General features: G+C 74.8%; 2 protein-coding genes. Both read right to left on the reverse strand.

Translation table 11 applies throughout. The annotated features are described in order from the left end of the window. Positions 1 to 389, reverse strand: a 389-nt coding sequence (locus FUT87_RS21965) for an AraC family ligand binding domain-containing protein (protein WP_186830696.1), incomplete at its 3' end; no start/stop codon positions are given. A gap of 29 nt (positions 390 to 418) precedes the next feature. After that, positions 419 to 1,444: AraC family transcriptional regulator (locus tag FUT87_RS21970; protein WP_147242392.1), on the reverse strand; the 1,026-nt coding region annotated here is incomplete at its 5' end.

Raw genomic sequence — 1,444 nt, forward strand, 5'->3', positions numbered from 1 at the left:
GCGATCAGCGCCGCGGCCTGCGTCGCGGCCGCCGCGTCGTGCGCCACCGCGGCGTCGAAGCGCCAGGCGGGACCGCCGTACAGCTCGGAGAGCAACTGCTCGTCGAGGTAGACCATGCGGTAGCCCCAGGCATCGGCGGTGGCGGCCTCGCCGGTGTGGATGTCCTCGGGATTCATCAGCATCAGCGTGGCGCGCGGCGCGAGGTGCTCGCCGCCGCGCCAGCGGAAGCGGCCCACGCCGTCCGTGATCGCGCCCAGGCCGTAGGCCTCGTGCGTGTGCGGCTCGAAGCTGTGCCGCAGGATGTGGGCGTGGTACAGCTCCACGCCCGTGCGGTGCGCGGGGCGACGGTACTGGGCCTGATCCTCGGGATGCTCGAACGCCGTGGGCATGGGCGGGAGTCTATGCCCGGGCGTCGGCCTCAGAGCAACCCGGGCGTCATGCCGGTCCAGCGCTTGAACGAGCGCCGGAAGTTGCTCTTGTCGTGGAAGCCCAGCGTGCGCGCCACTGCCTCGCCGCGCTGGCCGCGCAGCAGCATCAGGTAGAGCGCCGCGTGCGCGCGGACCTGGTCCAGTTGCGCCTGGTGATGGGTGCCGAGCTGGGCCAGTTGCCGCTTCAGCGTCGCGGGGCTGATGCCGAAGCGCTGCGCGCTGCGCTCCAGCGACGGATCGCCGCCGACCTCGCCCAGCAGGTGGTCGTAGAGCACGGCGAGCTGCCCGCGCCAGGCGGCCTGCGGATCGGCGCCCTGCCCCAGCGCGCCGAGCGCCATGGCGGCGCGGCCGGCCGCCGCCGCCGGCCAGGGCTCGACGGCCGCCGACAGCGGCAGCCGCATCGCGTCGACCTGGCAGCCGAAGTGCAGCGCCGGGCCGAGGTAGGCCGCGTGCCGCGACAGCTCACGCGGCCGCGTGCGGTTGAAGCTGAAGCGCCAGGGCAGCGACCGGCCGCCGCCCAGCCATTGCGCCATCGCGACGACCGCGCTCATCTGCATGTCCACCAGCAGCGGCTGCAGGCTGGGCGGCGCGCCGCAGGCCTCGGTCCAGACCAGCAGCAACTCGTCGGCGCTTTCCACCAGCCGCGGCGTCAGCAGCGGCGACAGCCGCGCGGGCCAGTCGCACAGCACGCGCAGCGCTTGGCGCAGGTCGCCAGCCTGCTGCAGCGCCTGGCTGGCCAGGCCGTAATGGCCCGGGAGGCTCAACTGGCCGACGACAAAACCCACGTCGCCCGCCAGCGGCTGCAAGGCCGCCAGCATGGACAGCAGCTGGCGCGCGGACAGCGCCTGGCCCGGCACCACGCCGCAGCGGCCCAGCCACTCGGCCGGATCGATGCCGCGGCTGCGGGCGAACTCGGCCAGCAGCGCGCCCTGGTAGGCCCAGGGGATGAAGGCGTGGTCGGCGCCATAGGCGGTCGCCGCGCCCGTCGGCAGCGCCTGGCGCAGCGCGGCGAGCGC

It is taken from the genome of Mitsuaria sp. TWR114 (genome assembly GCF_007997345.1).